Annotated in this window: 30 protein-coding genes and 1 pseudogene; 22 read left to right on the forward strand and 9 right to left on the reverse strand. The window is 33.8% G+C overall.

The genetic code is table 11. From position 1 onward, the window contains the following. Positions 1–2: 2 nt before the first annotated feature. On the forward strand, positions 3–845 hold the full coding sequence (locus JFU54_RS25875; RefSeq protein ID WP_201066931.1) for a sugar phosphate isomerase/epimerase family protein: 843 nt from the start codon (positions 3–5) through the stop codon (positions 843–845). Positions 846–966: 121 nt separating this feature from the next. Continuing rightward, the gene (locus JFU54_RS25880) at positions 967–1,173 is read left to right on the forward strand and encodes an alpha/beta-type small acid-soluble spore protein (protein WP_000113539.1); all 207 of its coding nucleotides are present in this window, start codon (positions 967–969) and stop codon (positions 1,171–1,173) included. Between the two features lie 233 nt (positions 1,174–1,406). On the opposite strand, the gene JFU54_RS30430 is transcribed toward JFU54_RS25880, so the two are convergent. Next, positions 1,407–1,547: a hypothetical protein gene (locus JFU54_RS30430; protein WP_374101001.1), complete on the reverse strand. Its 141-nt coding sequence runs from the start codon at positions 1,545–1,547 to the stop codon at positions 1,407–1,409. On the opposite strand from JFU54_RS30430, the gene JFU54_RS25885 reads away from it, so the two are divergent. Continuing rightward, entirely contained in the window at positions 1,483–2,640 is a 1,158-nt protein-coding gene (locus JFU54_RS25885; RefSeq protein ID WP_374100999.1) for an MFS transporter, read from the forward strand. The genes JFU54_RS30430 and JFU54_RS25885 overlap by 65 nt on opposite strands. A gap of 48 nt (positions 2,641–2,688) precedes the next feature. On the opposite strand, the gene JFU54_RS25890 is transcribed toward JFU54_RS25885, so the two are convergent. Then, the gene (locus tag JFU54_RS25890) at positions 2,689–3,306 is read right to left on the reverse strand and encodes a LysE/ArgO family amino acid transporter (RefSeq protein ID WP_201066936.1); all 618 of its coding nucleotides are present in this window, start codon (positions 3,304–3,306) and stop codon (positions 2,689–2,691) included. A gap of 122 nt (positions 3,307–3,428) precedes the next feature. On the opposite strand from JFU54_RS25890, the gene JFU54_RS25895 reads away from it, so the two are divergent. Then, positions 3,429–4,871, forward strand: a complete 1,443-nt coding sequence (locus JFU54_RS25895; RefSeq protein ID WP_201066938.1) for an aminotransferase-like domain-containing protein — start codon at positions 3,429–3,431, stop codon at positions 4,869–4,871. Between the two features lie 12 nt (positions 4,872–4,883). Then, positions 4,884–5,051 (forward strand): DUF3933 family protein, encoded by a 168-nt coding sequence (locus JFU54_RS25900; protein WP_002012388.1) that lies wholly within the window; start codon positions 4,884–4,886, stop codon positions 5,049–5,051. 95 nt (positions 5,052–5,146) lie between these two features. On the opposite strand, the gene JFU54_RS25905 is transcribed toward JFU54_RS25900, so the two are convergent. Continuing rightward, positions 5,147–6,112, reverse strand: a complete 966-nt coding sequence (locus JFU54_RS25905; RefSeq protein WP_002141372.1) for a patatin-like phospholipase family protein — start codon at positions 6,110–6,112, stop codon at positions 5,147–5,149. Between the two features lie 82 nt (positions 6,113–6,194). Continuing rightward, positions 6,195–6,356: a YjcZ family sporulation protein gene (locus tag JFU54_RS25910; RefSeq protein ID WP_002012392.1), complete on the reverse strand. Its 162-nt coding sequence runs from the start codon at positions 6,354–6,356 to the stop codon at positions 6,195–6,197. 224 nt (positions 6,357–6,580) lie between these two features. Here JFU54_RS25910 and JFU54_RS25915 point away from each other — a divergent pair, with 224 nt between their 5' ends. From JFU54_RS25915 to JFU54_RS25930, 4 genes are all read left to right on the forward strand, one after another. After that, positions 6,581–7,333, forward strand: coding sequence for a YwqG family protein (locus tag JFU54_RS25915; protein WP_113938259.1), 753 nt, complete (start codon positions 6,581–6,583; stop codon positions 7,331–7,333). Between the two features lie 146 nt (positions 7,334–7,479). Then, a complete protein-coding gene (locus tag JFU54_RS25920) occupies positions 7,480–8,640 on the forward strand; it encodes a transglutaminase domain-containing protein (protein ID WP_201066940.1) in 1,161 nt (386 codons plus the stop codon). 109 nt (positions 8,641–8,749) lie between these two features. Further along, on the forward strand, positions 8,750–8,950 hold the full coding sequence (locus JFU54_RS25925; RefSeq protein WP_002064945.1) for a DUF4083 domain-containing protein: 201 nt from the start codon (positions 8,750–8,752) through the stop codon (positions 8,948–8,950). A gap of 27 nt (positions 8,951–8,977) precedes the next feature. Beyond that, the gene (locus tag JFU54_RS25930) at positions 8,978–9,439 is read left to right on the forward strand and encodes an NUDIX hydrolase (RefSeq protein WP_016094227.1); all 462 of its coding nucleotides are present in this window, start codon (positions 8,978–8,980) and stop codon (positions 9,437–9,439) included. A 44-nt stretch (positions 9,440–9,483) separates the two neighbouring features. On the opposite strand, the gene nadE is transcribed toward JFU54_RS25930, so the two are convergent. Beyond that, positions 9,484–10,302: an ammonia-dependent NAD(+) synthetase gene (gene nadE / locus JFU54_RS25935; protein WP_002064947.1), complete on the reverse strand. Its 819-nt coding sequence runs from the start codon at positions 10,300–10,302 to the stop codon at positions 9,484–9,486. Positions 10,303–10,566: 264 nt separating this feature from the next. Between nadE and JFU54_RS25940 the strand changes: the two genes are divergently transcribed. The 3 genes from JFU54_RS25940 (at position 10,567) to JFU54_RS25950 (ending at position 14,139) form a co-directional block, all read left to right on the forward strand. After that, entirely contained in the window at positions 10,567–12,447 is a 1,881-nt protein-coding gene (locus JFU54_RS25940; RefSeq protein WP_201066942.1) for an ABC transporter permease, read from the forward strand. A 119-nt stretch (positions 12,448–12,566) separates the two neighbouring features. Beyond that, positions 12,567–12,854, forward strand: coding sequence for an AbrB/MazE/SpoVT family DNA-binding domain-containing protein (locus JFU54_RS25945; RefSeq protein ID WP_002012401.1), 288 nt, complete (start codon positions 12,567–12,569; stop codon positions 12,852–12,854). A gap of 334 nt (positions 12,855–13,188) precedes the next feature. Continuing rightward, the gene (locus JFU54_RS25950; protein WP_201066948.1) at positions 13,189–14,139 is read left to right on the forward strand and encodes a serine protease; all 951 of its coding nucleotides are present in this window, start codon (positions 13,189–13,191) and stop codon (positions 14,137–14,139) included. Positions 14,140–14,179: 40 nt separating this feature from the next. Here JFU54_RS25950 and JFU54_RS25955 read toward each other — a convergent pair whose 3' ends face one another. Next, complete coding sequence (locus tag JFU54_RS25955; RefSeq protein WP_016102179.1) at positions 14,180–14,488, reverse strand: ArsR/SmtB family transcription factor; 309 nt, start codon at positions 14,486–14,488, stop codon at positions 14,180–14,182. Positions 14,489–14,595: 107 nt separating this feature from the next. Here JFU54_RS25955 and JFU54_RS25960 point away from each other — a divergent pair, with 107 nt between their 5' ends. Both JFU54_RS25960 and JFU54_RS25965 read left to right on the forward strand, forming a co-directional pair. Beyond that, positions 14,596–15,531 (forward strand): aldo/keto reductase, encoded by a 936-nt coding sequence (locus JFU54_RS25960; protein ID WP_201066955.1) that lies wholly within the window; start codon positions 14,596–14,598, stop codon positions 15,529–15,531. A 49-nt stretch (positions 15,532–15,580) separates the two neighbouring features. Continuing rightward, positions 15,581–16,756, forward strand: a complete 1,176-nt coding sequence (locus tag JFU54_RS25965; protein ID WP_201066957.1) for an MFS transporter — start codon at positions 15,581–15,583, stop codon at positions 16,754–16,756. A 184-nt stretch (positions 16,757–16,940) separates the two neighbouring features. On the opposite strand, the gene JFU54_RS25970 is transcribed toward JFU54_RS25965, so the two are convergent. Together JFU54_RS25970 and JFU54_RS25975 are read right to left on the reverse strand one after the other, a co-directional pair. Further along, entirely contained in the window at positions 16,941–17,165 is a 225-nt protein-coding gene (locus tag JFU54_RS25970; protein ID WP_002012407.1) for a hypothetical protein, read from the reverse strand. Between the two features lie 84 nt (positions 17,166–17,249). Beyond that, positions 17,250–17,597: a DUF4257 domain-containing protein gene (locus JFU54_RS25975; protein ID WP_000426320.1), complete on the reverse strand. Its 348-nt coding sequence runs from the start codon at positions 17,595–17,597 to the stop codon at positions 17,250–17,252. Positions 17,598–17,793: 196 nt separating this feature from the next. On the opposite strand from JFU54_RS25975, the pseudogene JFU54_RS25980 reads away from it, so the two are divergent. The 5 genes and pseudogenes from JFU54_RS25980 to JFU54_RS26000 all read left to right on the forward strand — a co-directional run bounded on the left by JFU54_RS25980 (position 17,794) and on the right by JFU54_RS26000 (position 22,847). Further along, positions 17,794–18,320 (forward strand): annotated as a pseudogene (locus JFU54_RS25980) (DinB family protein). A 182-nt stretch (positions 18,321–18,502) separates the two neighbouring features. Then, positions 18,503–19,552 (forward strand): ribosome small subunit-dependent GTPase A, encoded by a 1,050-nt coding sequence (gene rsgA, locus JFU54_RS25985; protein WP_002031441.1) that lies wholly within the window; start codon positions 18,503–18,505, stop codon positions 19,550–19,552. 208 nt (positions 19,553–19,760) lie between these two features. Beyond that, entirely contained in the window at positions 19,761–21,743 is a 1,983-nt protein-coding gene (locus JFU54_RS25990; protein ID WP_201066959.1) for a methyl-accepting chemotaxis protein, read from the forward strand. Positions 21,744–21,906: 163 nt separating this feature from the next. Then, a complete protein-coding gene (locus JFU54_RS25995) occupies positions 21,907–22,212 on the forward strand; it encodes a hypothetical protein (RefSeq protein WP_002012413.1) in 306 nt (101 codons plus the stop codon). Between the two features lie 266 nt (positions 22,213–22,478). Further along, the gene (locus JFU54_RS26000) at positions 22,479–22,847 is read left to right on the forward strand and encodes a DUF3979 family protein (protein WP_002126974.1); all 369 of its coding nucleotides are present in this window, start codon (positions 22,479–22,481) and stop codon (positions 22,845–22,847) included. A 33-nt stretch (positions 22,848–22,880) separates the two neighbouring features. Here the strand turns inward: JFU54_RS26000 and JFU54_RS26005 are convergent, their stop codons facing one another. Next, complete coding sequence (locus JFU54_RS26005; RefSeq protein WP_002168589.1) at positions 22,881–23,921, reverse strand: YkvI family membrane protein; 1,041 nt, start codon at positions 23,919–23,921, stop codon at positions 22,881–22,883. Between the two features lie 241 nt (positions 23,922–24,162). Here JFU54_RS26005 and JFU54_RS26010 point away from each other — a divergent pair, with 241 nt between their 5' ends. The 3 genes from JFU54_RS26010 to JFU54_RS26020 all read left to right on the forward strand — a co-directional run bounded on the left by JFU54_RS26010 (position 24,163) and on the right by JFU54_RS26020 (position 26,375). Next, a complete protein-coding gene (locus JFU54_RS26010; RefSeq protein WP_002012416.1) occupies positions 24,163–24,606 on the forward strand; it encodes a Dps family protein in 444 nt (147 codons plus the stop codon). A 108-nt stretch (positions 24,607–24,714) separates the two neighbouring features. After that, on the forward strand, positions 24,715–25,161 hold the full coding sequence (locus JFU54_RS26015; protein WP_201066961.1) for a DUF3939 domain-containing protein: 447 nt from the start codon (positions 24,715–24,717) through the stop codon (positions 25,159–25,161). Positions 25,162–25,433: 272 nt separating this feature from the next. Beyond that, a complete protein-coding gene (locus JFU54_RS26020; RefSeq protein ID WP_002031449.1) occupies positions 25,434–26,375 on the forward strand; it encodes an alpha/beta hydrolase in 942 nt (313 codons plus the stop codon). The last annotated feature ends 10 nt before the right edge of the window (positions 26,376–26,385 follow it).

The following is a 26,385-nucleotide window of genomic DNA, read 5'->3' on the forward strand; positions in this document are numbered from 1 at the left end:
CAATGAAATATTCGCTATGTACAATTTCATTTCGCCATCAACTAATTTCATTTACTGATATTGTTCAATTTGCATACGAAAACGGTTTTGAAGGAATTGAGTTGTGGGGGACCCATGCACAAAATTTATATATGCAAGAGCGTGAAACGACAGAACGAGAAATAGATTATTTAAAGGATAAAAATTTAGAAGTTACGATGATAAGTGATTACTTGGACATATCATTATTAGCGGATTTTCAAAAAACGATGGAAAAATGTGAACAGCTGGTAACACTAGCTAATTGGTTTAATACAAATAAAATTCGTACGTTTGCCGGGCAAAAAGGTAGTGAGGATTTCTCGGAACAAGAGAGAAAAGAGTATGTGGAGCGAATTCGCATGATTTGTGATCTATTTGCTCCGCATAATATGTATATACTATTAGAAACACATCCAAATACGTTAACGGATACTTTGCCGTCTACTTTGAAATTGTTAGAAGAAGTAAATCATCCATATTTAAAAATAAACCTTGATTTTCTTCATATATGGGAGTCTGGTGCAGACCCTGTAGATAGTTTTCATCGATTAAAGCCATGGATACAACATTACCATTTTAAGAATATATCATCAGCGGATTATTTACACGTGTTTGAACCAAATAATGTATATGCCGCTGCTGGAAGTCGTATAGGAATGGTTCCATTATTTGAAGGTATTGTAAACTATGATGAAATCATCCGGGAAGTGAGAGATACTGATCATTTTGCTTCGCTTGAATGGTTTGGGCATAATGCGAAAGATATATTGAAAGAAGAAATGAAAGCATTAACGAATAGAAAATTAGAAGTAGTAAGTTCATAAGGTGAAATGATGAAAGAGTCTCGTTTAGGAGACTCTTTTTTATTTTATCAATAACCAAAAATTACCATGTATTTAATTTCGGATTTGATACAGTTTAATATATATAAGGAGGTGATCGGTAATGGCTAGAAATCGTAACGCTAATCAATTAGCATCACATGGAGCACAAGCAGCTCTAGATCAAATGAAATATGAAATTGCACAAGAGTTTGGTGTACAGCTTGGAGCTGATACTTCTTCACGTGCAAACGGTTCTGTAGGCGGTGAAATTACAAAACGCCTTGTAGCAATGGCAGAACAACAGCTTGGTGGCGGATATACTCGCTAAATGTAGAAGGTTATAGGAGAAAGGAAGGATTCTTCCTTTCTTTTTTATTTTCAATTAATTGGTATGGATATATTGTGAACAGGATTCAAAGAATAGGAGTAATGCTATATTTTACCCAATTTCTTTTGTTGTAAATGGAAAGTAGTAAAGATGAAATAGCCCTGGTGGAATGTAAACATAATTTCCAGCAGGGCTATTATATGGTAAGAAATATATGATGAAAGGTTCCGAAATCAACATGTTAAAAAAGAAAACTGTTGTTTAATTGCACTTGCATCAGTTCCACTTGTTATGACGCTAGGTAATTCAATGCTTATTCCAATCCTGCCAACCATTGAAAAGAAATTACATATTTCATCTTTCCAAGTATCCATGATAATTACAATTTATTCTATCATTGCAATTATACTTATACCGATTGCTGGTTATTTATCAGATAGATGGGGACGAAAGATGGTAATGGTTCCAAGTTTATTAATTGCAGCTATTGGAGGAGCGATAACGGGATGGGTATCATGGAAAGTTGATAACCCTTATGTTTGGATTCTTATCGGAAGAGCAATTCAAGGGATAGGTGCTGCTGGTGCTATGCCAGTTGTCATACCATGTGTCGGTGATTTATACAAAGATGAAAAACAGGTTAGTGCAGGTTTAGGAATCATTGAGACGTCAAATACATTTGGAAAAGTATTGAGTCCCATATTAGGATCAGCTCTTGCAGCTATTGTATGGTTCTTACCATTTTGGGCGATTCCAGTTTTATGTGTAATATCGATTGTTTTACTACTGGTACTAGTAAAGGCGAAGAAACAAGAAGAAGAAGTCCCACCACTTAAAGAATTTATTCAATCTATTATCTCTACGTTTCGAAAAAAGGGAAGATGGTTAATTGCCATTTTTATACTAGGTGCAATTATTATGCTTATTTTATTCGGAATACTTTTTTATCTGTCAACTATACTGGAGTCGAAGTACGATATTCATGGTATATGGAAAGGGTGTGTACTCGCTATTCCTTTACTTGTACTATCACTTAGCTCATATATGGCTGGTAAAAAAATTGGAGATAAACAAGATATTATGAAAAAGTGTATCTATATTGGATTTTTACTGGCTGCTGCATCTGTCTTCTTACCTTTATTTCTAAAAGGAATCTATTTGCTACTTCTTTGTCTCGTTATTATGGGGGGAGGAATTGGTATGGCGTTACCATGTCTAGATGCTCTTATTACACAAGGGATTGAAAAAGAGCAGAGGGGGACAGTTACGTCATTTTATAGTTCAATGCGATTTATCGGTGTAGCAGCTGGACCACCCCTGTATTCTTTTTTTATGAAAGGGGCAGACCATGAAGTGTTTTATTTAACAAGCATCTTCGCTGCTATTGGTGCTGTCATAGCAATTATTTGGATTAAACCAGCAAAAGATGAAATGATGTTAAAACAGAAACCGGAACCAACTTCATAATGCGAAAGAGAATTGCATGCCAATTACATAACATGCAATTCTCTTTAATTAGTTAGGAAAAACAACTTGTTGTAACATATAAAGTGCGACTCCCCATATGAGTAGCCCTGAAATTTTATTTAATACTATAATCGTTTTTCCTGTTGAGTCAAATCCTTTTAGAAATTTTCCAGCAAAAGCTAAACTAATAAACCAGATCCAAGAAACTATAATTGTTGCAAAAGTGAAAGCCCATTTCTCACTTCCTATGTACTGTATAGAGTTTGTTCCGATTACACCAATTGTGTCTAAAATTGCGTGTGGATTTAGTAATGAAACTGATGCGGCGAAAATAATTTGATTTTTTAAAGGCATGCTTTTTTCTTGTTTTACATCATTTGAAGAATCGCTTCTCCAAATAACCCAGCCCATATACATAAGAAAGAAAAATCCAATCATATACAAGGTGGTTGTTAACCAAGAGAAAGTTAAGAGGACAAGGGAGACACCTTGTACAGCAATTAATATTAATAATGTATCACATATAGATGCAGTCAAGACTACAGGAGCAGCTCGCCAAATATTTGGTTGACTAGCGCCTTGGTTAAAGACGAAAACATTTTGGACACCTAATGGAATGATAAGACCAAATGCAAGGATGATACCGTGAATAATTGCTTCACTCATCAGATTACCTCCTACTTAATTTGATTAATTATGATAGTCTATATTGTATAGAAGAAATGAAAATTTGTATCCATCCATATGGTTGGATAGGTTACCAACCATAAAATATGTGAGGTGATATAATGGAAAGGCTCGTTTGGAAACCTAATATGTCTTCATCTATTCCTTTGTATAAACAAATAGAATCTTATATAAAAGAGAGAATTGTTAATGGGGAATGGACAATTGGAACTAAATTACCTTCACAAAGAGCTTTGGCGCATGCGTTTGAAGTGAACCGAAGTACAATTGTAATGGCTTTCGATGAGTTAATAGCAAAAGGGTATATTGAGGGGAATGGACGGAAGGGAACAATTGTTATAAAAAATAGTGAGAATACTTCAACATATGCCCCGCCTCCAAACTGGCAGTCTTACGTAGAAACAGGACTTCATTATCCGAATCTTCCTGCTGTACAAGAGATTAATCAAGCTGAATTTACTCCCAATGTAATTCGATTAGGAACAGGTGAACTTTCACCGAGTCTCTTGCCTGAGAAAAAGATGAAGGGTATTATTAATAAAATTTTACAATCAAATGTTCCACTTGGGTATGAGGAACCGAAAGGGAATCTCCATTTAAGAGAAAAAATTGCGGAATATTTAAAAGGGCATGGGGTATATGTATCTCCTGACTCTATTTTAATTGTTTCAGGGGCAATTCAAGCATTGCAGCTTATTTCTATGGGGCTTCTTCCGAAAGGAGCGTCAATTTTATTAGAAAAACCATCATATTTATATTCGCTTAATGTATTTCAATCAGCAGGAATGCGCTTGATTGGAATACCAATGAATGAGAATGGTATAAATACTTCATACATTACAAGATATAAGAAACAATTTAACGCATCTATTTTATATACAATCCCATCTTTTCATAATCCGACCAATTTTAGTATGAACGCTAAGAAGAGGGAAGAAGTGATGGAGATATGTAATGAAATTGGATTACCTATTATTGAGGACGCGGTATATCAAGATTTATGGTTCGATGCACCAGTTTCAAAACCTTTAAAGGCATATGATAAAAATGGGATCGTGCTACATATTGGAAGTATGTCCAAAGTCATTAGTCCTGGTTTAAGAATTGGGTGGGTTGTTGGATCAGAATCCGTTATTCAAAGATTAGCAGATATAAAAATGCAAACTGATTATGGTTCAAGTTCTATATCCCAGCAGATTGCAGCGGAGTGGTTCGAAAATGGATTGTATGATGAACATTTACAGTTTGTAAGAAGTGAATTGAAAAAACGTAGAGATTTTATGATAAGTATGTTAGAAAAGTATTGTAGTGGCATTGCAACTTGGCATGAGCCAGTAGGAAGCTTTTACATTTGGCTACATATAAATCTACCAATTTCGAATCGTAGTTTATTTGAAAAAGCTTTACAAGAAAGGGTGTTGTTAAACCCAGGCACTTTGTATGATAGAAGTGCTAACCAATTTTTACGTCTTTCTTATTCCTATGCAACTGTAGAAGAAATTGAAGTTGGAATAAAAAAGATTGCGCAATTAATTAAAGGGTAAAAGGAGAAAACCATGAAACAATATGTGATTTGCCAAATTATCGATGGGGATAAATATTTAGCTGCTTATGCAGAGACAAAACAGGATGCAGTTGAAAAAGCAGAACTGTTAGGATTAAGAACCGGAAACCGTTACATAGTAATTACCGCAGAAGAAGCTGAAGGGTTAACTTATCCTTAAATAATGGGAGAGTACATAAGAAGTAAATAAGCCTAATAATGTACTATATTATTAGGCTTATTTACTATTAAAGTGTGACAGGGAAAATAATATAATTATGAGTCAAGTTGGCGGAAATACCGATTTGTTTTTCGATCCTGATTGCCGTCTCTATATTCATCAACATATTGTCTGAAGTTCCAGGATTGTAAAAACTTATTAGCTGCATTATAACCAGAGTTATAGAGCCATTCTTTCTCTTCTTTAGTTAGTTGAAAATTAGTACTGGTAATGATTCCTGTTGGAATTGTAATAGTTCTAGCCTTTGATTCTTTATCTAAATGACGTAAATCATGAGCTTGCATCATCGTTTTAAATAATCCTTTGAACATGGAAATAGGTTCGTCATAGTGGGCGGGATCAGCTTGAATCTCATCTTTTACAAAATGAAATCCAAAGGTAGGCCAGCGAGGAGAAGTCGGTGAATCGAAAATCCAAATTGGGTAATTACTTAAAATACCGCCGTCAACCATATAACAAGGTTGTTTCCATTTTGGGGTTCTCCATTTCACTGGTTCGAAGAAGAAAGGAATGGTTCCACTCATTCTTACTGCTTTAGCGATAGAGAAGCGATAATTTAAAAATCCGTAGTTTGGCAAGTCATCAGGAAAAATAACCATTTTACCATTGCTTATATCTGAAGCGATAATTTTGAGTTTATTCAAATCGGGTAAGTCTGTAAACAAATGAATTCCTTTTTTTCTAAGCAGGTCTTCTAGCCATTCTTCGAGAAATACATTTGAATAAATACCTAGAGTAGACCAAGCGCTTAATCCTTTACCAATAAAGGGGATTTTATCAAGAAAAGTTTTTTTAGTGAATTTTTCATAATCAATGTCTGTTACAATCGTCTTTAATTCGGAACAAGAATATCCTGCTGCTAGAAGAGCTGCAATAATAGCGCCGGCTGATGTTCCAGCTAAACGTTCCCATTCATATCCTTTTTCGGCTAACGCGCAAATTGCCCCTACATGAGCAATTCCGCGTACACCGCCTCCTTCAAAAACACCATCAATTTTCATTGAACATACTTCCTTTCTAAAAAATGAAAATGGAAAAAAAGCACGTATTGTACGTGCTTTTTTACAATAGTTTTTAAGTTTACTAGCAGCCTACAAAGCCGCCCCAACAGCTAGCTCCGATGATGATTAGAAGGATAAATAAAACGATTAATAAAGCGAAACCTCCATAACCACAACCGCCACCACAACTACCGCCGTAACCGTAACCACCGCCGTAACCGCCGCAACTATATCCGTAACCCATGTGGAATTCCTCCTTAAATTAAAAATAAAAATGAACGAGGGGAAAATGTACTGGAAGAAATAAAGAATTATCGTGTTTGTAGGAACAATGTATACTATGCTTTTTTAAACTTGTTCGCGTACGAGGGATAAGCCCGTTTTTTGGAGGGCTTGTTGAATTTACAATGAATGAAGTATAATCTTTGTGCTATGATACAAATAAGTATGTAAATGTAAGGAGAATTTATGGAACAGAAAATTGAAATATTAATTGATAAATATGAACTAACACATTTGAAACAGGAACTTATTAATACTGTATTTCCTTGTGTAAAAGTTGTGCCAAAACAACAGGAAATAATTGCGATAGGCAGTTCGAAAATGGGCGGAGTTCCTGATTTGCCAAATACATTTGAATATCCAACATACAAAGAGAATCCGTTACGTTTTATCGCACAATTTAATTTAAGTGATTTACAAAACGTTGGTATGGATCACAATCTTCCTAAGACAGGGATGTTATATTTCTTTAGTATTGAAAATTACTTTGAAGAAGATGTGGATCCAACCGAAGCTGGACGTGTAATTTATTATGATATCCCTGTAGAGCAATTACGTAGAGCAGATGAAATACAAGCGAAATATAACCAGTGTGCAATTACTTTTGAACTGACGTATAAATTACCGGAGCTTTTCATTGAAGATGAGGCGGATTCAGATCGTTTCTTGCAATTACTTGAAGAGCTAATCCCAGACAACTATGATAATCATCAAATGTTTGGAGAACCATTCTCTGTACAAGATGAGGTATTGTACGAGACTGGACAATATATGGGGATAGATCCACAGCATATGACGCTCTTATTCCAAATTGATTCAGATACTAAAAATTGTAATATGATGTGGGGAGATTTAGGGATGCTTTATTTCTGTATTGGAAATGAAGACTTGAAAAATCGCCATTTTGAAAATACATGCTGTGTGTTGCAAACTTGCTAAAAAAGGGTTGTTCTTTTTCTAAAAGAACAACCCTTTTAAAAATGTTAAATATGCATAATCTCATATGACCTATTTTGAAAAGTATTGTATACTCTGAAACTATACGATACTTTTTTGTATAGTTATAGAATGTAAGGAGTGACAAGATGGGAAAGACAAGTAAGTATGTGACAGCTGCCGCACTTTGTTCAACTATAGTAATGGGAGGCTTACAGGCGTCAGCTGTATCTTATGCGGCTACGAATCTGACTACAGTGACAACACAATCAGATGCAAAGTTGTTAAATGATTTCAGAAAAGAATTAAAAAAACAGATTGATAATAGAGAAGAAAATATTACAATCACATATAAAACAAAAGATAGAAATGCTAGAAATATTATGGACCAATTGTATGGTGAGTTTAATAAAATTGTAGATGCTGATGAGTATGTAAAATATAATGTAGCGTCTACTAAATATTCTATAAAAGGGATGCCAGGGAATTATACATTTACATTACAAGTCAAGTATCGTGAATCAAAAGAGCAAACACAGTATGTAAAGTCTCAGGCGAAAGCAATTGTAAATTCTATCATTAAACAAGGCATGGATGAACATGAAAAAGTGAAAGCTATTCATGATTATGTTGTGAAAGAAGTATCATATGATACTTCTTATCAAGCATATACAGCGTATGAAGCGTTAGCGAATCGTTCTGCCGTTTGCCAAGGATATACATTGTTAACATATCAATTACTAAAAGAAGCAGGTATTCAAAATCATATTGTAACAGGTACAGGGAATGGACAAGCTCACGCATGGAATTTAGTGAACATTGATAACAAGTGGTACCACCTTGATACTACATTCGATGATCCAGTTCCTGATAAAGCTGGGCGCGTAACATATTCATATTTTAATATGTCTGATGAACAATTAAGCAAAGACCATGAATGGGATCGTAGTGAATATCCAGCGGCAACTACAAGCTACTTCAACGAATTAACAAGCAAAATAAAAGCCGGTAGTTCAAAAACTGCTGTATATGAACAAATGTTAAAAGAAACAAATTTAAAGTATTTATCTGCACAATACGGAGCGGAAAATTACAATGAGTTTAAGAAAAAATTACAGCAACAATTTGCTTCCAAGCCAGAAAAAGTAGAAGTACGATATAAGCAGTCAATGGATGGAACGATGCAAGATATAAAGAAAGTACTAGATGAAATAGCTTGGCCAAAAGGTGCAAAGCGTGTATCTTATCAAGTTGCGCCATATAGTGCAATGGCAGGTTATTCATTAGCGACAATTACATTTACGTATTAATGAAAAAGAGCATCTTTAAAAGGTGCTCTTTTTGTGTTTGATTTATAATATCGTTGACTATTTAGAATTGCGTGATAAAATAATTGAAAATAGAGGATGTGATAGCTGAATGAATTTGTTCGAAAATAATATATTTGCATTGATATATTTTTGTCTAGTAATCGGGCTTATCGTTTTGTTTTTTGTATCATTTACTCTGTTCATTAAAAGATTATTGCAAAAAAACACTATGAAAAAACAACATGTGATTAATATGAATCAGAAGTTAGATCGGATTATTGAATTGCTTGAAAAAGATAAAAAAGAATAATGGAAGATGGATAAAAAGGAGAAGCAGATGGCGAATTATATAAAGGAATTACGTGAAAAAATAGGGCATGATTATGTTATTTTGAATTTTGCAGGAGGTTGTGTATTTAATGAATTTGGTGAAGTGCTTCTGCAAAAAAGAGGAGACTTTAATGCTTGGGGATTTCCGGGCGGTGCAATGGAAGTCGGGGAATCTGCGGCAGAAACTGCGATTCGAGAAATAAAAGAAGAAACAGGATATGATGTGGAAATTGATGAGCTCATTGGTGTGTATACGAAATATTTTCAAACATATCCGAATGGAGATCAGGCACAGGCAATTGTAATATTCTTTAAGTTTTCAATCGTTGGAGGGAATACAAAAATAGACGGTGATGAAACGTTAGATTTGCAGTTTTTCCCTTTAGACAAAATGCCGCCATTGTTTAATAAACAACATGAAGATTGCTTGCAGGATTTATTAGAGAAAAGAGTAGGGGTATATCGTTAACGTATAAAAAAGAAGCTAAATGAGATTAGCTTCTTTTTTATGTTCTATTTCCACCAATCATCAAACATTGACGCTGGTACTTGTCTTTTATGTTCACTCACTTTGTAACGCTTCTCGATCTTTTCAGCAACGTCAGCTGGAACGGATTTACCTTCTAAATAGTCATCTAATTGATCGTAAGTAATGCCTAGCTCTGTTTCATCAGCTTGACCTGGTTTTTCATCTAATAAATCAGCTGTTGGCATTTTTAAGTAAAGTCGCTCGTCTGCACCTAATTCTTGTAATAAATCACGTCCTTGGCGTTTCGTTAATCCCGTTAATGGTAATAAATCTGCACCGCCATCTCCGAATTTTGTGAAGAAACCTGTTACAGCTTCAGCAGCATGATCAGTTCCGATAACGAGTAGCCCTTGTTGTCCGCCGATTGCGTATTGTGTAACCATACGGATACGCGCTTTAACGTTCCCTTTATTGAAATCTGTTAATGATTCGCCTAATAAGTTTTCGTATTGATTTGAGAAAGCATCAACTGTTGAAGCGATATCAAAAGCAACAGACTGATCAGCTTGAATAAATTGTAATGCTAATTGTGCATCATCTTCATCTTTTTGTACTTTGTATGGAAGACGTACGGAGATAAACGTTGCGTTACCACCTTCATTACGAACTTCTTCGACTGCAAGCTGTGCTAAACGTCCTGCCAGTGTAGAGTCTTGTCCGCCGCTAATTCCAAGTACAAATCCTTTTGCACCTGTAGTTTTTAAATAATCTTTTAAGAAATCAATTCGTTTACGAATTTCTACTTTCGGATCAATTACAGGTTGAACATGTAATGCTTTCATAATTTGTTCTTGTAATGTCATTATGTTTTCCTCCTATTCATATTAAAGCGGTAAATAAGTTTATATGTATATTGGTACATACTTCTATCCTTTATTATTTCGCAAAACTAACGAATATACAATAGGATGCGTGTATGAATGTAGTCATTATAATGAAACTGTTTTATATAAGCAATTGTTTAAAACCTTTCAATAATGTAAGGTTTTTGTCATTTGAATCGATGGAAGGTATTTCCGAACTTTACTAATATAAAAGTATAGTTAGTAGAAGGGCGGAGAAGTAGTATGAACATTAGAGAACTCGCATTTCGAAATGTAACGCGAAATAGACGAACATACTCAGCTTATTTTTTGAGTAGTGCATTTGCAATTATGGCTTTTTTCGTGTATTCATTTTTTGCGTTTCATCCGGCATTAAGTGCTGGAGAATTAGGACAGTACGTATTCGTAAGTATGTCTTTTGCGCAGTCTATTATTTACTTATTTACATTCTTCTTTATTTTATATTCAATGGGAATGTTTTTAAAAACGAGAAAGCGTGAACTAGGAATTTTAATGATGCTAGGTATGACGAAATATCAATTAAAGCGTCTTATCTTCTTTGAAAATATAATGATTGGAATAGGAGCAATAATTTTTGGGATGCTTTCAGGTATGTTGTTTTCAGGGATATTAATATTTGTAGCTCCGATGATATTAAAACTAGATATCTCTTTATCCTATTACATACCGATGAAAGCGATTGTTGTAACGAGTATTATGTTTTTCGTATTATTTATGATCATTTCATTGTTTAGTGCAGGAATGGTTCGTAAAAATAAAATTATGAAATTGTTTAGAGGATCAGCAGAGGCGAAGCCAGAACCGAAGGCATCTATAATTTCTTCTATATTAGCAGTATTATTGCTTAGCGCTGGTTATGCAGGAGCTCTTATGTCACATGGTGCAATGGTATTTATAATGATGATTCCTGTTACAACGGTAGTCATTATTGGTACGTATTTGCTGTACAAGCAGTTGAGCGTCTTTATTATTCGATTATGTAAAAAAAGCAAACGTTTCTATTGGACACAGACAAATATTATTACTTTGTCAGATTTAGCATACCGTATGAGAGATAATGCAAGGATGTTCTTTATTGTAACGATTATTTCAACAGTAGCATTTTCAGCAATAGGTACATTGGTTGGGTTTGCTTCGATGACGAAAGAAATTATGGACAGACCAATTGCGTTTCACTATCAGTCTAAGCAAGGTAATAGCAATGAGCCACAGCATCTGAAAATCATTGACGAAGGATTAAAGAAACATAATATAGCAGCTTCAAAAATAAATATTTCATCGAAGAAAACGGAGGAGCAGTCGTTAAGAAGCGCCATTTTTATAAAAGAATCAGATTATAAAGAATATTTAAAGTTAACAGGAGAACCATTTAATACTGTATCAAATAAAGAGGCTTTATTTTTGTCAGTCGAAATACCCGGACCACCGATGAAAGAAAGAAAAGAAATTACTTTACCAAATATGAATGAACCTTTAAATGTGAAAAAAGTTAATACTTCTTCATTAAGTAAAATACTAAGAGGTAATGTGTATGTAATCTCTAAAAATCAATATGATTCATTACAAGATGGATTTAAAGAAGAAAAAGATTATATGTATAAAACACAATCCGCGAAAGATGAAATTGAGGTCGGTAAGGAACTTACGCTTCAGATGAAGCCTTATGAAGAACATTCAACGTTTAGTGCAGAAGAGTACGATCAAAATCAAAGTCTACAAATCGCAGGACCCATTTTATTTGTAGGTTTCTTTATTGGTATTGTATTTTTCGTTTGTGCAGGAAGCTTCCTTTACTTCCGTTTATTTTCAGATTTGGAGGACGATACTCGTTTATTTGAAATGATTCGAAAAGTTGGATTGACGAGAGGGGAATTATCGAAAGTAGTCACAATCCGCTTAGCGCTTTTATTCTTCGTTCCAGTTGGAGTTGCAACATTACACGGGGCAGTAGCATTAACTGCGTTAGGACAAATGTTTGAGTACTCACTGTTTAAAGAAAATACAATTGTATTAAGTATTTTCGTAGGTATTCAAGTTGTATACTTCTTAATTATAAGATCGCGTTATTTAAAACAATTGAAAGAAAGATTGAATATTCGTTAAATGTGTTTTTTTAACTTTTGTACTATATTTTCTAAAAAGAGTAAGGCATTACCAAATGTATAGTGATAAAATGAAAATAGCGAGGTGAAAAAAATAATAGAGAGTAAGGGGGGAGTAACATGAAAGCAACAGGAATTATTCGAAAAGTAGATGAATTGGGACGGATAGTTATTCCTAAAGAATTACGAGATGTATTAGGAATACAAATCAAATCACCACTTGAAATTTTTGTAGAAGAAGACAAAGTCATTTTACAAAAATATCAACCTTACAATGCTTGTCAAATAACAGGTGATGTTTCAGACCAAAATATTTCATTAGCAAATGGAAACATTACTGTTAGTATAGAAGGCGCAAAACATGTAATAAAAGAAATTGAGCAGTTTTTGAACAAGAGTAAGATTTAGTCTTAATTTATCCCGCTATTTGTGGGCAGTAAAACTCCCACCTCAAAACTCGGCTGAAGCAAAGAAGTTAGGTGGGAGATCAACTGCCCGTAAAAGCCCGATTGGTGAGGGCTAATAATCAGTGGGGGATGAACACCACCCACTGATTATAGTTTCACTTTATATTATTCTATTGAAAAACTGAAAAAGAAAAGGACCATTAATGGTCCTTTTCTTTTGTTTATTGAGAAACATTTGAGAGGAAGGGAAATGGAACGAATAAAACGAATGTTAAATCTAAACGCATTCAATAGTGGTCTGAAATGAAAATAATATATTTTCAGGAGGGATTACGATGAATAGTAGTACAGCGAATAAACAAAAAGGCATTAAATTAATTCCGTTTACTGTAAATAAAGTGGTTGAACAAGTAAATGAAATTCCACCAGGTGTACAATTGATTCATGCTCCGCAAGTATGGGAAAAGAGCGCGAAAGGAAAAGACATTGTCGTTGCTGTTTTAGATACAGGTTGTGATGTAAATCATGTAGATTTAAAAGATCGTATTATTGGTGGGAGAAATTTCACAAAAGATTATGAAGGAAATCCCAATATTTATCTTGATAATAATGGGCATGGTACTCATGTATCGGGGACAATTGCAGCGACTGAAAATGGAGTGGGTGTACTAGGAGTCGCACCACTTTCTAAAATGTTAGTTTTAAAAGTATTAGCTGGAGATGGTTCTGGAAGTTATGAGCAAATTATTGAGGCCATTCATTATGCTGTAAATTGGAGAGGACCGAATAAAGAGAAAGTAAGAATTATTTCAATGTCACTTGGTGGTCCGCAAGATGTACAAGAGTTACATGAAGCTATTCAAAATGCGGTAAAACAAGACGTACTTGTCGTGTGCGCTGCAGGAAATGATGGAGATTGTAACGATGATACTGAAGAATTAGATTTTCCAGGTGCTTATTCTGAAGTAATTGAAGTAGGTGCTGTTAATTTAGAACGGAAAATTTCATGCTTTAGTAATTCAAATCAAGAAATTGATTTAGTAGCGCCGGGTGATGAAATACTGTCTACGTATCCAGAGGGGAAATATGCGGTATTAAGTGGTACTTCAATGGCGACGCCGCATGTCGCTGGGGCGCTAGCACTTCTCATAAAGCAGTGTGAGAGAGAGTATGGTAGAAAATTATCAGAGCCGGAAATATATGTGCAACTTATAAAAAGGACTGTACCTTTAGGGTATGAACGTACATCTGAAGGGAATGGATTAATAGATTTATTAAAAGAATAGTAATTACTAAAAAACATCTCATATTTATATGAGATGTTTTTTAGTATGGTTCTGTCGCATGTATTACAACATCTAATAAACCAGGGAATCGAGCATTTAAATCATCTTCACGAATTGAAATGAAACGTTGCGTTCCCTCAAGTCGTGTAAACATAACACCAGATTCACGTAAAACTTTGAAATGATGAGATAAAGTTGATTTTGCAATTGGAATGTTTAACGCACCACAAGATTGTTCATTTTTCTCTAGTAGCATAGTTACAATTTGTAAACGAATTTGATCGCTAAGTGCATATAAGACAGAAGAGAATTGAATTTCTTCTCGATTTGGATGATAGAGAGTACGCATTTTTTCACCTGCTTGTATAAGTTAATATATTTGCACTATAACATATAAAGTGGTATATTTCTATTGTTCGAATATAATCGAACAATAGAAATATAGGGGGATAAAAAATGAAGTATACAAAATTGCAAAAGACAGGACTAAATATTTCGAAGTTGGGGTTAGGAACAAACGCTGTTGGGGGACATAATTTATATGCTGATGTGAATGAGGAAGAAGGAAAAAGATTAATAGAAGAAGCAATTCAGCAAGGGATTACATTTTTTGATACAGCAGATTCATACGGTTTCGGTAGATCAGAGGAATTGGTAGGAGAAGTATTAAAAGGAAAATGCCACGAGTTTGTACTTGCTACAAAAGGTGGAATTCAGCCGTTATTAAATGGAGAGGTTCATATTAATAATGAACGAAGCTATTTAAGAAATGCTGTGGAAAATAGCTTAAGAAGATTACAAACTGATTATATTGATTTATATTATTTACATTTTACAAATCCTGAAACAAGTTACATAGATTCAATTGGAGAGCTTACTCGCCTAAAAGAGGAAGGGAAAATTCGTTCAATTGGAATATCTAACGTAAATGTAGAGCAACTAAAAGAAGCGAATCAGCACGGACATATAGATGTTGTACAATCACCGTATAATATGTTGGATCGTGCTGCTGGGGAAGAACTTTTGCCATATTGTATAGAATCAGGTATTTCATTTATACCGTACGGGCCTCTTGCTTTTGGGATACTAGGCGGGAAATATACAGAAAATTTTAAATTAAATGAAGGCGATTGGCGTCAAAGTGTAAATCTATTTGAAGAAAATACATATAAAAATAACTTTAAAAAAGTTGAGATGTTAAAAGATTTAGCTAAAGAAATGAATCTTGAAGTATCACATTTAGCTTTAGCATGGCTATTAAATAAAAAAGGAATTGATACTGTTATTCCTGGTGGGAAACGAGCGGAGCAAATAAGAGAAAGTGTAAGAGCAGTGGATGTTTCATTGAATGAGAAGGTTATGAAAGAGATTGAATCTATATTAGAAGATTAGTTGAAAAGAGGGATAGGGCCCTCTTTTTATATAAAAGGAGAAGGTTTAAATGAAAAGAGTGCTAGCTGTATTCTTTACGATAATGTTTATGATTGGTACAGATACTTTCTTAATTTCACCACTTTTGCCAACATTACAACAGGTGTATCATGTATCAACTGAATTATCAGGATGGATGGTGAGTTCATATGCTTTAGGATACGCTGGATTTGCGCTTATCGCTGGTCCTATATCAGATGGCTTAAACAGAAAAAAAGTGATGGTATTAGGAATGAGTTTTTTTGCATTAAGTACATTTTTGTGTGGAATGGCACCGAGTTTTTTATGGATGCTAACATTTAGATTTTTAGCAGGTGTAAGTGCAGCTTTTGTATCTCCACAAGTATGGGCATCTATTCCGCTCCTTATAAAGAAGAAGCAAATTGTAAAAGCAATTGGAATTGCAACAGCAGGGTTATCAATCTCCAAAATTTTAGGACTGCCAATTGGAGCATATTTAGCAACGATACATTATACAACACCATTCTTCGTCATTGGTATATTATCAGCACTACTTGTCGTTCTTATGTATGTTACATTACCAGAAATACAACCAGTTCAAATAGGTGGAAATGAAAAAAATATATTAAAGGGCTATAAGCAATTACTTAGAGATTCAAAGGTTTCACTTTCTTATTTTGCATATTTTGTTTTTCAAACTGGTAATTTTGCAGCATTTTCATTCTTTGGTGTGTGGCTTTCCAGTCAATTTGGCTTACAAGTTCATGAAGTAGGTACAGCTATGCTCGTATTAGGATTAGGAAATTTAACCGGTAACATTTTAGGGCCGAGAATCGTAAATAAAATTGGTTATAACCTTTCTTTCTATGGTGGAATTGTATTTACAGCAGTGCTATATGTCATACTTCCTCATTTAAAGAACATTATATTTGTAGAGTTATTTTTCTTTGTTTTATTTTTTGTGACAGGAATTTTGTTTGTATTGATGATGGGGCGCTTACAAAATATGTCTAGTATAGCAAGAGGAACAGGAGCCGCTCTTGCTAATGCTTCTATGTATATTGGCCAAATGATTGGAGCGGCAATAGCAGGAATGTTATTTGCAGCATCTCACAATTTTATACTTGTAGGTAGTTTTACTGCGTTACTATATATAGGAGCTTTATTTTTGTTTAGAAAAAGTGAAAAGCTTAATGAAGATAGTGAAACAGGAATTGCATCATAAAGCCTTTAAAAATAAATCGGGGAAATCCAAAAAACAAAAAATCCCTAAAGAGATAGGGATTTATATATCGGCATATAGTTCCTTGGAAAAGGATATACTTAGTTTAACATATAGGAATACTTATATTTGTGAAATAGATGTGAAAGTAATGTGAAAAATGCCGTAATAAAAAGCACTGTTTTAGCTAAAACAGTGCTTTTCGTTTAGATTGAACTGTTGCCGCATTTTCATCATGTATTCCTGCTTCTTCAATAATTCGTTTTTTTACTTTATTTAATAGATGGTCTACTGCCTCACCAAAATAGTTAGCTTCGCTTTTTGTGCGGGCTTCTCGTAAACATTTATAGTTTTCTAGCAGTTCCTCTTTTTCGGTGTTTGTTAAGAAATCTTCTATTTTCTTTTTTGTCATACGAAACACCCTTTCTTCTGACAAACGACGCAATAGAAAATATTTATTTTTTATTATAACAATAATTTTTAGAGAAAGTATAGACTAACGTCGTAATAGTTTGTCAATTTCTTGGATTTTCTCATCAGCTTTCCCAATTTGCGTATTTTTAGCCTGTTCACCACCAAGAGCTTGGTGAAGTAAAAACGTTTGACCGGAAATAGCGGTCACAATGGAGACTTTTATAATTTCTTTTATTAAGGTGACATCGAATAAAACGAGTCCAAGAAGTGCGGCGAGGCTACCTGTAAAAATATCAGTTAAAAATCCAAAATGAAAAAAAGTTTTTAAACGGCGTGGAAGCAATAACTTGCCTTGGTTATTGATTAGATGGGAAACGAAGCCAGTAATGCCACCAACGAGAACTGCGGTTAGCCATTGATACATTTCCATCGAATCCACTCCTTTTAGTGAATAAGATTCGATAATTTTATATTGATTCCTTTTAATATTTCATATAAGCATATTGAGAAAGTTTGTTTAGGTTTATTCCGTATTCAATTTAATTATAACAGAAAAATCTGATGTATTTCAGTCTATTATAAGAAGCGGTTATTCCTTAATATGAATGTAGAAAGGGGTGCGTGATATGAATATAGATTATCGAATAAGAAGTGTAGATGGTTATACAAAAAATATAGGGGAATTAGTAAGCATGCTGGAACATACGAGGGCTGTAACATTACAGGAAATAAACGATCTATCAGTTGAGCAATTAGATTTAATTATGCCAAGTGGTGGGAATTCAATTGGCGCCTTATTAAAACATATAGCAGCTATTGAAAAAGCACATCAGCTTATTTCATTTCAAAAGCGTGACTTTACAAAAGAAGAATTAGAAATATGGGAAGATGCACTGTATTTAGGGGAAGCAGGGAAATCTATTCGTGGCTATGACATACCGTATTATGTACAACTTTTGCAAAAAGTGAGAGAAGAAACACTAAAGTGTTTGAGTGAACAGGATGACGAATGGCTAATGTCAGAAAGAAAGTGGCCTAATGGCGTAGCGTATAATCAGCACTACCTTTGGTTTCATGTGCTAGAAGATGAAATTAGTCATCGCGGACAAATTAAAATGCTAAAAAAAAGTTATTTGAAAATTACGTTAAATAAGGTAGCTTTTTAATGGGATATTCCATATAATGAGAGTAATTAAAATTAGAACGGGGTGATGTATTATGGCGAAATTAACTTATATGAATAATAAACCAAATACAAAGGTGGACGGAAAGGGCGATACTCTATAAGTGAGCGCACAATCCTTCCACTAAGTTCAAACTAGGGAGGATATCAATTTGGATCAAAATATTTTAGAATCTTTCGGATGGGATTCTTTTTTTGAAGAACAAGCTGTAGAGAACTATGAAGTAGGGCGTGTTTTACTTGAGCATAAGCATATATATCGGATTATTTGTAATGATGGTGAATATGTAGCGGAACTGTCTGGGAAGTTTCGTCATGAAGCGTTAACGAAGGGAGATTATCCGGCAGTTGGGGATTGGGTGTATATAAAGAAAATAGAAAATGAGAAAAAGGCAATTATTCACCGTATTTTTCCGAGAAGAAGTTCTTTTTCAAGACAAGAAGCTGGTAACAGAACTGAAGAACAAATTATCGCAACAAATGTAGATTATCTATTTTTAGTGAATGCACTTAACCATGATTTTAACGTAAGAAGGTTGGAGCGTTATTTACTATTAGCGTATGAAAGTGGTGCAATGCCTGTTATTGTTTTAACAAAAAGTAGTTTATGTGAAGATGTGGAACAAAAAATTGTAGAAACGGAAGCTGTTGCAATTGGTGTTCCGGTCTTCGTCGTCGATAGTTTAGAGCATAGAGGTATTGACTCATTACAACAATTTGTTGCTTCAGGAAAAACAATTGCTTTAGTCGGCTCATCAGGGGTTGGAAAATCTACTTTGTTAAATGCACTCGTAGGAATTGAGATAGCGAAAACGGGAGATATACGTGAGGAAGATAGTAAAGGGCGGCATACGACAACTCATCGTGAGCTGTTCCAACTACCGAGTGGGGGCTTAGTCATTGATACTCCTGGCATGAGGGAGTTACAACTTTGGGAAGGAAGCGATGCAATCCAAACAACATTTTCTGATATTGAAGAATTTGCAAAAACATGCCGCTTTCGAGATTGTAAACATGAGAATGAACCAGGATGCGCAGTGCATAAAGCAATTGATAACGGGCTAATGACGATAAATCGTTTGCAAAGCTATAAAAAGTTGCAAAGAGAATTGGCGTATTTTATGAGAAAACAAGATGCTATTCTCGCAAGAGCTGAGCGTGATAAGTGGAAGAAGATTTCTAAACAACATAAAAAAATGTAAAAAACCAAAGGACTATTCCTTTGGTTTTTTGTATTTGTAAATTTTATAATAATATTATTCATATATATAGACAAAGGGGGGATATTTGTTTAAACTTTACAAGGTGTTTATCAAAAACGAATTGTAAAAATAGAGGATAGGGAATGGGATATATTCATAATTGGTCATTTATCTTTAAAACTTAATATTTAAATGTAGGAGGTTTATAATGAATAAACTGTTAAGGTGGTTTCGAGATATAAAAGTAGCAAAAAAGCTATTAATTTCATTTTTGATAATTTTAATTGCGGCTGTCTCTATTATTGGAGGAATGTCTTATCAAACGGCTAAAAAGAATTTTGAATCACAAATTACGAGTAGTGCTCACGATAATATAAAAATATTAGATAATTTAATCAATCAAATGATTGAGGCGAAATTTAACGAAGTAAATAACTTTGCACGAGTGATTCATAGTGATATGTATCAAGGAGATAATCAAGATGAATTAAGAAAGGTATTATCTCAATATATTAATTTAAATAAAGATATTGAACAAGTATATGTTGCCGGCAATGATAAGAAGTTTGTGCAAGAACCAAATATACAAATGGCAGCAGATTATGATCCAACAACTCGTTCTTGGTATAAAGATGCAGTGAGTAAACAAGGTGGAATCGTGGTCACTGAACCGTATAAGGCGAAAGGAAATGGACATATTGTCGTAACGATTGCGAAACAAACAGAAGATAAAAATGGTGTTGTTGCGGTAGATTTAAGTTTAGAGAATTTATTGAAAACAACAAAGTTAATCAATATTGGTAAAAAAGGATATACTTTCATTTTAGATGGAAAACAAAAAATAATTGCGCATCCTCAAGAAAAACCAGGAGATAAAGCAGCTGATTCTTGGGCAAAGAGAATTTACGAAGATAATCAAGGCACTTTTTCATACACGTATGATGGTAGTGAAAAGAAAATGGTATTTGCTACAAACTTAAAAACAGGTTGGAAAATCGGTGGAACGATGTACTCAAATGAAGTAATTGAAGCTGCTCAGCCTGTATTTTATAATATGTTAATTGTTATGCTTATTTCATTAGTTGTAGGAGGGGCACTTATTTATTTCGTAACTCTTTCTATTACAAAACCTTTAAAGAGATTAGTTGCCACTTCTAAAGAAATAAGTGAAGGAGATTTAACGCAAACAATTGAAATTAATTCAAACGATGAAATCGGTCAACTTGCAAAAGGTTTTAATGAAATGACAGATTCACTAAGAACGTTAATTGGAAGAATTAATACTTCAGCAGGGCATGTTGCAGCTGCATCTGAAGAGTTAACAGCAAGTGTGAGACAAGCGAGTGAAGCGACTGAACAAATTACATCAGCAATGGATGAAATATCAAGTGGTGCAACGACGCAAACAGTAAGCGTAGAAAATGGTGCTATGTTACTGTTTGATGTAACAGAAGGGATTCAGCATGTAGCAAATAGCTCATCATCTATTAATACTGCTTCTGCTCACACTCGCGAAAAAGCAGAAGATGGTGGAAAGCTAGTTGGAAAAACAGTAAATCAAATGCAATCTATTGCGGAATCTGTTTCACAGTCAGATGCTGTTATTCAGTTGTTGAATAACAAATCAAAGCAAATTGGTGATATTTTAGAAGTTATTCAAAATATTGCAGATCAGACAAATCTTCTAGCTTTAAATGCAGCAATTGAGGCTGCAAGAGCTGGTGAGCATGGAAGAGGCTTTGCAATTGTTGCTGATGAAGTACGAAAATTAGCAGAACAATCTAGTGTATCATCAAGTGAAATTAGTAAATTAATTTGTGAAATACAAGATGATATGAGTAAGACAGTAAAATCTATGAATAATGTAAATGAAGAAGTTCAATCTGGACTTGTTATTGCAAATGAAACAAAACAAAATTTCACTGAAATTTTACAATCTACAAATGAAATTGCTGACCAAATTAAAACGATGGTTGAAACAGCTAATGGGATGTCAAAAGGTGCAAATGAAGTATCTATTTCGGTTGGTCAAATTGCTATGACGGCACAAAATAATGCGACGAGTACACAAAGTGTTGCAGCGTCAGCTGAGGAGCAACTAGCTTCCATGGAGGAAATTGGTTCTGCAGCTGGTACACTATCTCAAATGGCTGAAGAGTTACAAGTATTAATTGAAAGATTTAAAGTATAAAAAGGGAGGCTGTCTCAAAATAGCGTTAGTGCTATTAGAGACAGTCTTTTAGCTGATAAACGGATTAGAGGTTCAATGTATTTAATGTTTGTCGAAAAATAGAGGAATTTGTTAAGCGGGTGTATAATTAATATAATATAGACTACGTTTAAAGGAGATCAGTATGGGAGTGTATTGGGGAACGAAAAGACATTCTTGGCTTAGCTATGTCTCGTTTTGGTTAAGCATTTTATTCTTTGTTGCTTTTTTAATTGAAGTGTTTGTATTTAAAACACTTTCAAATAGCTCATTACAAATCGTTAAATACTTTTATTTTATATTTGTTCCATTAAATATCATTCTTAGTTTAAGGTTATTATTTAAGAAGAATGAAAAGAAAATATTACCGATTTTTAGTTTAATTGTATCACTATTATTTGCAAGTTTAATTATAGTGTTAGCATTAGCAGCTACAGGAAAAGTCTTATGAGGAGAGTGATATAAATTACTCTTCTTTTTTGTGGTTTTTTAAGAGTTATAAGTAGTGTGTAGGAAATAAGGAAAGTGATAAGTTATCAGTAAGAGGACGTATTAGTGAATAGAGAGTGAACTGAAAATACTATATGTTTTGTATGTGTTTATAAAGCAAATGAATGCAGTAAGATTCGTGATATATGGTACAATAAACATGGATAGTGATAGAGATAAAGGGTATATAAAATACTCATCGTTTTTTAGTAAGAGAGGGGTTATCTTATGCTATACGAGGATTTGATGACATTATTCCAAGCTGCTCCGATAAAATTAGATAGAGGCGGCTGGAAATATATAATCCAGGAACAAAATGATAATTATGAAATTGTTGATGAAATGTTAAAAAAGCAAATGAATGTTGAATTGTATTTTAATGAGTATGATGAGGTGAAAATCACTTTATATAAAGATGGAAGCCCTATTACTACTATGCAAAGAATTGCTATTTCAAAAGTTGAGTTGGATGAAGAGGAAGACGGCATTCAATTCGTATTGGAACGCATGCCAAGTCGAATGATTCGTTTGCAATTAAAGCCATATCTTGCAGTAGAAATGGGGCCGTACTGGGAAGTATGTGAAGACTGTGAATGAAGATGAAAAACATCCGTATACACGGATGTTTTTTTATGTTTTTTGAAGTTGTTTAAAGGCAATAATCGGTAGTAAAATGATGCTCACCCAACCGATAATAGGGTATAGAATATGAAGTAATTCACTATATCCGATGAAACTAAAGCAATAACTAATTAGTAATATGAAGTAAATAATGTTATTACTTTTCCATCCGGTAATGGATTGCATTTGTTTTGTCATCCCGAACACATTACCAACTAAAGTTGTGAACACTTCACCGAAAATAATAAGAACAAAGAAAAAGTGAAAAGTTGCATTAAATCTTCTTATGACTTCAGCCATTGGGATATTGTATTGATAAAATTGGTCGACTGATAAGATAGCTAAGTGGCTGCATAATAAAATTAAAGAAAGTCCTGCACCACCTAAAATTCCACCCCACAAAATGGCTTTTCGATCTTTTACTTCACTGGCTAACGGGACGAGAACGCTTTGGGCGAGCGAAAGATTTAAAGCGACATATGTAATAGGGCTAGTAATCCACTTCATATTCCAGCTCTCTGCAGGAATAGTATTACTAATAGGTGTTGTACTATGGAAAAAGGTTGTAATAGCGAGTCCGATAATAAAGATCATCATAATAGGTACGACAAGCGTATTTACTTCAAAAACACCTTGTAATCCCCGGCTCCCAATAATGAGACAGGCGATGACCGTGATGAAAATACCAAGTTGTCTCGGGAGGCGGAGTTGTTCTTCAAATACTGCACCGGCTCCTGATAACATAACGCTCGTTACACCAAATAATACGAGTAATAGTAATGTGTTTACGACATTTCCAAATACATCCCCAAATAAATATTTGTTGAATTCTTGAGCTGAGAATGCCCTTATTTGTGATGAAAGTAACATCATCTTTGTGCCGAGCCAAATAAAAAAAAATCCACTTATACATATGCCAATGGTTCCGTAAAATCCGTTAACTGTAAAAAATTCAACAATTTCGCGCCCAGTAGCAAATCCAGCTCCAACGACAGTTCCGATATAAGTAGCAGCGACTTTCTTTGCTACTTGCCATTGTTGATTGTCCATGTTATCCCTCTTTCTTCTATGATGAGCTTGACTTACTATTATGCATATGTGTGAGCTTGGACAATTAGACATGTGAAGTAGTTGAAAGAATACATGAATTATATGATATTAGGGAAATATTAAGGTTGTTAAAACTTTGTTACATATAAGCTGTTCATTCGGAAGAGTAGGAAATGTATGGTAAAATGTAATTGAGTTATTAAAAGATAATAATTATAAAATGATAAGAGGAGTGGATTGTATGAGTACGAAAACAAATGTTGTTGAAGTATTAAACAAGCAGGTAGCAAACTGGAATGTGTTATATGTGAAATTGCATAATTATCACTGGTATGTGACAGGACCACACTTCTTTACATTACATGAGAAATTTGAAGAGTTTTATAATGAAGCAGGAACATACATTGATGAGTTAGCAGAGCGTATTTTAGCGTTAGAAGGAAAACCGTTAGCGACAATGAAAGAGTATTTAGCAACTTCAACTGTAATCGAAGGGACAAGCAAAGAGTCTGCAGAAGAAATGGTGCAAATTTTAGTAAACGATTTTTCTGCACTTATTCAAGAATTAAAAGAAGGTATGGAAGTAGCTGATGAAGCTGATGATGAAACATCGGCTGATATGCTATTAGCAATTCATACGACATTAGAACAACACGTATGGATGTTAAGTGCATTCTTAAAATAAACATAAATGGATTAAAGAAAAACTCTATTGAAAAATTCTTTCAATAGAGTTTTTTATAATTTTTCAGTTTTCTTTTATGCTATAATATAGTAAAAAGGAGGCGATACAATGTTTCGCTTTTTCAGAACTGGAAAAGAAGATAGGGAAATTACGAAAGATGAATTAGAACAAGCGATGGCGAAGTTTCTAGAAACGAATGCTAATATCGTTTATACAGTTTTAGTAAATGATGATTACACAGTAAATTATGATTTGTTAAAGCCCTATTTACCTGCATTTCCAACAAATTTTTTTCTGATAACGAAGGAAACGCTTGAAGTATTTGAACATACAGAAGAAAATTTAAACCTAGTTAAAGAAATTGATATCGTACAAAAGGCCGTAGATCAATATGTAACAGAAAAAGAAATGTTCCCAATTGTTGAAGATAGCGAAGATCGCCTCATATGCGGAGTGAAGCTAGGACCATATTTAAATCGTATATTAAAAAGAAACTTATATATTTCAGAAAAGCATTATTTAGTTTCAAGTAAACCAGATAAGAAAAAAGAATAGTGGGCAGATGTTATGAGAACAACAACAATAATATTATTGTTGTCTTTTTTTATTGAAATATTGATTTTTCAGTTTATTTAACTTTATACTACAACTAGTGGATAGGAAGGAGTGGTGTATTATGCGTATACATACATTAACTATTAAATATCATTCTGAGAATCAGGTATTATTAAGTTGAATTGTAGAATTTAACTACTTATACCGTGACCCTAGAATGATAGGAAGATTGGAGAAGCAATTATTATAAAAGGTTACGGGGGAATTCCTATATGGAAAATAATATGACTTATATTAAGTTATTAAATGAAACGTTACATTGTTATGCAAATAAAGGAAGTTTTGAAGCGTATTCTTATATAATGAATAATGCTAAAGATGTAATGGGTAATGAAGCACAAATATATAATTTTAAATATGCATTAGCAAGTGCAGCAGGACTTGAAGAAGAAGCGTTGCATTTAATGAAGAAAGCAATTATAGAAAATGGATTTTGGTACGGAAGTGAGTATTTAATTTCCGATGATGATTTAAAACCACTACATAAATTTGAAGAGTTTCATAGAATGGTTCAATTATGTAAAGAAAGAGAAGAATTAGCAAAGAAATCGGAACAAGCAGACGTGAAATATAAATACAGCAAACAAACTGAAAATCTACTAATAACACTGCATGGGGATCAAGAAAATATACAAATAATAGAACCATATTGGAACTCTGTAATGGAACAAGGTTTTATGCTAGCATTGCCTCAATCTTCCCAAATTCAATTTTCAGATGGATATGTGTGGGATAATATCGAAAGAGGAAGAGATGAGTTAAAAGGACATTACAATAAGATTAAAGTGAATAAAACATTTGGGAATATTATTATTGGTGGCTTTTCTGCTGGGGCAAGAGTAGCGTTACATTCCATGTTACAAGGTGAAATAGAAGTGAACGGTTTTATTTTTGTGGCACCGTGGCTTCCGGAAATGGAAGAATGGGAAGAGATGATTGGAATATTGCATGATAAAAGCATAAAAGGATATATAATATGTGGGGATCAAGATGAAGATTGTTTTGAAGGTACACAGCAATTTGTAACGTTATTAAAGGATAAAAATATAGAACATAAGTATAAAGTTGTGCCTAACTTAAATCATGATTATCCTCATAATTTTGATGAGTTATTAAAAGAAGCTATTGAATATATAGGAAGCAAAAACAATTGATTGGTAGTAA

The organism is Bacillus sp. TH19 (genome assembly GCF_016651075.1).
GTDB lineage: Bacteria > Bacillota > Bacilli > Bacillales > Bacillaceae_G > Bacillus_A > Bacillus_A mycoides.

What these genes read in the sequence shown, in the direction of transcription:
- JFU54_RS25875 (WP_201066931.1), top strand. Translation starts at nt 3, where the DNA reads ATGAAATATTCGCTATGTACAATTTCATTTCGCCATCAACTAATTTCA.
- JFU54_RS25880 (WP_000113539.1), top strand. Translation starts at nt 967, where the DNA reads ATGGCTAGAAATCGTAACGCTAATCAATTAGCATCACATGGAGCACAA.
- JFU54_RS25885 (WP_374100999.1), top strand. Translation starts at nt 1,483, where the DNA reads ATGCTTATTCCAATCCTGCCAACCATTGAAAAGAAATTACATATTTCA.
- JFU54_RS30430 (WP_374101001.1), bottom strand. Translation starts at nt 1,547, where the DNA reads ATGGATACTTGGAAAGATGAAATATGTAATTTCTTTTCAATGGTTGGC.
- JFU54_RS25890 (WP_201066936.1), bottom strand. Translation starts at nt 3,306, where the DNA reads ATGAGTGAAGCAATTATTCACGGTATCATCCTTGCATTTGGTCTTATC.
- JFU54_RS25895 (WP_201066938.1), top strand. Translation starts at nt 3,429, where the DNA reads ATGGAAAGGCTCGTTTGGAAACCTAATATGTCTTCATCTATTCCTTTG.
- JFU54_RS25900 (WP_002012388.1), top strand. Translation starts at nt 4,884, where the DNA reads ATGAAACAATATGTGATTTGCCAAATTATCGATGGGGATAAATATTTA.
- JFU54_RS25905 (WP_002141372.1), bottom strand. Translation starts at nt 6,112, where the DNA reads ATGAAAATTGATGGTGTTTTTGAAGGAGGCGGTGTACGCGGAATTGCT.
- JFU54_RS25910 (WP_002012392.1), bottom strand. Translation starts at nt 6,356, where the DNA reads ATGGGTTACGGATATAGTTGCGGCGGTTACGGCGGTGGTTACGGTTAC.
- JFU54_RS25915 (WP_113938259.1), top strand. Translation starts at nt 6,581, where the DNA reads ATGGAACAGAAAATTGAAATATTAATTGATAAATATGAACTAACACAT.
- JFU54_RS25920 (WP_201066940.1), top strand. Translation starts at nt 7,480, where the DNA reads ATGGGAAAGACAAGTAAGTATGTGACAGCTGCCGCACTTTGTTCAACT.
- JFU54_RS25925 (WP_002064945.1), top strand. Translation starts at nt 8,750, where the DNA reads ATGAATTTGTTCGAAAATAATATATTTGCATTGATATATTTTTGTCTA.
- JFU54_RS25930 (WP_016094227.1), top strand. Translation starts at nt 8,978, where the DNA reads ATGGCGAATTATATAAAGGAATTACGTGAAAAAATAGGGCATGATTAT.
- nadE (WP_002064947.1), bottom strand. Translation starts at nt 10,302, where the DNA reads ATGACATTACAAGAACAAATTATGAAAGCATTACATGTTCAACCTGTA.
- JFU54_RS25940 (WP_201066942.1), top strand. Translation starts at nt 10,567, where the DNA reads ATGAACATTAGAGAACTCGCATTTCGAAATGTAACGCGAAATAGACGA.
- JFU54_RS25945 (WP_002012401.1), top strand. Translation starts at nt 12,567, where the DNA reads ATGAAAGCAACAGGAATTATTCGAAAAGTAGATGAATTGGGACGGATA.
- JFU54_RS25950 (WP_201066948.1), top strand. Translation starts at nt 13,189, where the DNA reads ATGAATAGTAGTACAGCGAATAAACAAAAAGGCATTAAATTAATTCCG.
- JFU54_RS25955 (WP_016102179.1), bottom strand. Translation starts at nt 14,488, where the DNA reads ATGCGTACTCTCTATCATCCAAATCGAGAAGAAATTCAATTCTCTTCT.
- JFU54_RS25960 (WP_201066955.1), top strand. Translation starts at nt 14,596, where the DNA reads ATGAAGTATACAAAATTGCAAAAGACAGGACTAAATATTTCGAAGTTG.
- JFU54_RS25965 (WP_201066957.1), top strand. Translation starts at nt 15,581, where the DNA reads ATGAAAAGAGTGCTAGCTGTATTCTTTACGATAATGTTTATGATTGGT.
- JFU54_RS25970 (WP_002012407.1), bottom strand. Translation starts at nt 17,165, where the DNA reads ATGACAAAAAAGAAAATAGAAGATTTCTTAACAAACACCGAAAAAGAG.
- JFU54_RS25975 (WP_000426320.1), bottom strand. Translation starts at nt 17,597, where the DNA reads ATGGAAATGTATCAATGGCTAACCGCAGTTCTCGTTGGTGGCATTACT.
- JFU54_RS25990 (WP_201066959.1), top strand. Translation starts at nt 19,761, where the DNA reads ATGAATAAACTGTTAAGGTGGTTTCGAGATATAAAAGTAGCAAAAAAG.
- JFU54_RS25995 (WP_002012413.1), top strand. Translation starts at nt 21,907, where the DNA reads ATGGGAGTGTATTGGGGAACGAAAAGACATTCTTGGCTTAGCTATGTC.
- JFU54_RS26000 (WP_002126974.1), top strand. Translation starts at nt 22,479, where the DNA reads ATGCTATACGAGGATTTGATGACATTATTCCAAGCTGCTCCGATAAAA.
- JFU54_RS26005 (WP_002168589.1), bottom strand. Translation starts at nt 23,921, where the DNA reads ATGGACAATCAACAATGGCAAGTAGCAAAGAAAGTCGCTGCTACTTAT.
- JFU54_RS26010 (WP_002012416.1), top strand. Translation starts at nt 24,163, where the DNA reads ATGAGTACGAAAACAAATGTTGTTGAAGTATTAAACAAGCAGGTAGCA.
- JFU54_RS26015 (WP_201066961.1), top strand. Translation starts at nt 24,715, where the DNA reads ATGTTTCGCTTTTTCAGAACTGGAAAAGAAGATAGGGAAATTACGAAA.
- JFU54_RS26020 (WP_002031449.1), top strand. Translation starts at nt 25,434, where the DNA reads ATGGAAAATAATATGACTTATATTAAGTTATTAAATGAAACGTTACAT.